3 protein-coding genes are annotated in these 2,981 nt (G+C 48.1%); all 3 read left to right on the top strand.

The features are described from left to right. Positions 1-79: 79 nt before the first annotated feature. A complete protein-coding gene (locus ACTQ1N_RS12440) occupies positions 80-745 on the top strand; it encodes a DUF6431 domain-containing protein (protein ID WP_441956972.1) in 666 nt (221 codons plus the stop codon). A 63-nt stretch (positions 746-808) separates the two neighbouring features. Next, the gene (locus tag ACTQ1N_RS12435; RefSeq protein WP_441956971.1) at positions 809-2,053 is read left to right on the top strand and encodes a DDE-type integrase/transposase/recombinase; all 1,245 of its coding nucleotides are present in this window, start codon (positions 809-811) and stop codon (positions 2,051-2,053) included. Next, positions 2,053-2,856 carry an ExeA family protein gene (locus ACTQ1N_RS12430; protein WP_441956970.1) on the top strand — a complete coding sequence of 268 codons (804 nt, stop codon included), beginning with the start codon at positions 2,053-2,055 and terminating at the stop codon, positions 2,854-2,856. The genes ACTQ1N_RS12435 and ACTQ1N_RS12430 overlap by 1 nt, the downstream gene beginning before the upstream one ends. The last annotated feature ends 125 nt before the right edge of the window (positions 2,857-2,981 follow it).

The following is a 2,981-nucleotide window of genomic DNA, read 5'->3' as shown; positions in this document are numbered from 1 at the left end:
TGTTATCCCGCATTTTATCTGGTCCTAAACCATACCACATTCAATCAAATTAAAAAGAGGCACAGCATAAATTATTCTGATGGATTTTACATCGGATTGCTTTATGCCGTGCCTCTTGTGTTATCATAATGATTGTTACATAGAAATAGCAGGCCTCACCCTGGAAAAGTCTGGCCTGCTACTGTTCACATACACAGGTAACCCTGTGTCTATTCACAATACCATGATAACCATTTTTGTCGGGGATTGCAATCAGATTTCTCAATCCTTTTATGATTCTGTTATTTTTAACCTTCAGCTTCACCAGCTGACCTGTTCCTGTTCTCATTCGGCCTGTTTGTCGGTTCATGGTTACTACTGGAGGTCCGTAAAGCTGCCTTCCGGAACTCTCCGGCTCCGTGTCTGCCGGGTGAGATGCTCCGAATGCGGTACTACTCATGCACTTCTTCTATCCTCCATGGTTCCCTACTCCCAGGTCCCTCTTTCCGACCAGCAAAGGATCTGCAATGACTACGAAGAAGGCCGTAGCATCAGCATGGTCTGTGAAAGCAATCCATCCATTGATGAAAACAACGTCAAATCCATACTCCGAAACTACAGGCTCTGCTGGAGAGAAAAGCTGCGCTCTCTCAGGATTGGCCTCTTTCCTCTGGGCAATCTGATCCTTTCCTGTTTTTCGGATTATTCATCGCAGTTCATGCAGATACATCAGCGGGTCAACAAACTTTTTTCATATACCACATAACCTTACCCGACAGCGCCTCTGTTGCCCCTTACAATAAAGAAAAACAGTAAGGAGGCCTGACTTATGGAACAGGAAAAGAAACAGGCAGTTGCTCTGATGCGCTATTCAGCGATTGCTCCACTCATTACAGGCACCCAGGAAGACTATGAATCCCTGAGTGCTTACTTTCGTACCGTTTCGGCTAAAGGGATCAAGGCACCAGATGGTTCCCTTCGCCACTATTCTCCGGGAACTTTGGAAAAATGGTATCTTGCTTACCGGAAATCCGGATTTGATGCCTTGGTTCCTACCGGTCGGTCTGACTGCGGTGTAAGCCGGAAGATCGATGAAGACCTCAAGGAGCAGATCATCTATCTCAAGCATCATTATCCCCGGATGTCTGCGGCTGCGATCTATAAACAGCTCCAGGATAACGGCGGCATCCGCTCCGGCCAGCTCTCAGAATCTACGGTCTGCCGTTTCATTAATCAGCTCGTCTTACAGGAACGTCTGACGAACAATCAGGATATGCGGCGTTACGAAAGACCCCACATCAATGAAGTATGGTGTGGTGATTCCAGTGCCGGTCCCTATCTGAAAACCTCAGATGGAAAGAAGCATCGTGTTTATGTGATTGCGCTGATTGATGATGCCAGCCGCTTTATTCTTGGCGCGGATATCTTCTTTCACGATACCTTTGTGAATCTTATGTCCGTCATGAAGTCTGCCGTCTCCAAGTACGGCAAGCCGAAGGTTTTCAACTTTGATAACGGAGCTGCCTATAAGAACAGGCAGATGGAACTGCTGGCTGCCCGGATCGGATCTGTGATCAGCTACTGCAGGCCTTATACACCCACACAGAAGGCCAAGATCGAGAGATGGTTCCGCACTCTGAAGGATCAATGGATGGCATCCCTGGATATGAGGGATTTTCATACACTGGAAGAACTCAGAGGGAGCCTGCTGACCTTTGTCAGAAGCTATAACCAGCGTCCTCATTCCTCTCTGAAAGGAATGTCCCCGCAAGAACGCTTCTTTCAGGAACCGGAACTGATCTGTCGTCTGCCCGATGAACAGATCGAATCCTCTTTTCTTCTTGAGATCGAGCGCCGGGTATCCGCAGATTCTGTGATTGTGATCGATCAGGTGGAGTATGAAGTCGATTACCGTTTTGCAAAGCAGCGCATCACCCTCCGTTATACACCGGATATGAAAGACATCTTTATTGTGGAAGCAGATGGAGCCCTTACTCCGATCCGCCTTCTCAACAAGCATGACAATGCCTCTGTAAAACGGGACAAGGTGCGTCTGACAGGAGGCGAAGACTGATGGAACTTACCGCGCGTTATGGTCTTGAATTCAATCCCTTTTTAAAGAACTCCAAAGAGATCCTTTTCGAAGGAACCGAATATACGGAGGCGAAATTTCGCCTGGATTACCTTGCCAGGACCAAAGGCTTCGGCCTTCTTACCGGCGCTCCGGGTCGTGGAAAAACAACTCTGGTCCGTTCCTGGTCTGCCGGACTGAACCCTTCCCTGTATAAGGTGATCTACACCAGCCTTTCTACCGTTACGGTGAATGATTTCTACCGGAATCTCGCCGCATCCCTAGGCGCACAGCCATCCTACCGGAAGACTGAAAACTTTCACATCATCCAGGAGGAGATCAACCGCCTTGCCCTGGATAAGAGGAAGACACCAGTTATCATCATCGATGAAGCGAACTATATCAAAAATGCTGTCCTTAACGACCTAAAGATCCTGTTCAACTTTGAGATGGACTCCCGGGACCGGGCTGTGATTCTTCTGGTCGGTCTGCCACAGCTGAATAATACGCTGCAGCTTTCCATCCATGAACCGCTCCGTCAGCGTATCATCATGAACTACAACGTTGACGGCTACTCAAAAGAAGAAGGACGTGCTTACATTGAATGGAAACTGAAAAAGGCAGGCTGTGCAGATCCTGTTTTTGATGATGCAGCCATTGAAGCGATCCTGAATGCTTCTGACGGAACAGCCCGCGTAATCAGCAAGCTCTGCAATGCTTCGCTTGTGATTGGACACAGTCAATCGGCCAACCGGATCACAGCCGACATCGTGATGCAGGCAATCAATGACAGCACCCTCGGCTGAGAAGACTCCCGCAATTAATTTGCGGGGGTTTTTCTGTCAGGAAAACAATTCGCAGAAACAGTTACTTTTAAAGTGACTGACACATCTGTAGAAATCCAAAATCGGCGCGAAATAATCTGCCGGAT

It is taken from the genome of Porcincola sp. LCP21S3_C12, assembly GCF_052118625.1.
Taxonomy (GTDB): domain Bacteria; phylum Bacillota; class Clostridia; order Lachnospirales; family Lachnospiraceae; genus Porcincola.
The sequence above is the reverse complement of the archived record's forward strand: the minus strand, read 5'-3'. Positions and strand labels throughout refer to the sequence as shown.

Bases quoted from the DNA above. Each gene is read 5' to 3' on its own strand.
- ACTQ1N_RS12440 (WP_441956972.1), top strand. From the start codon at position 80: ATGGATTTTACATCGGATTGCTTTATGCCGTGCCTCTTGTGTTATCAT.
- ACTQ1N_RS12435 (WP_441956971.1), top strand. From the start codon at position 809: ATGGAACAGGAAAAGAAACAGGCAGTTGCTCTGATGCGCTATTCAGCG.
- ACTQ1N_RS12430 (WP_441956970.1), top strand. From the start codon at position 2,053: ATGGAACTTACCGCGCGTTATGGTCTTGAATTCAATCCCTTTTTAAAG.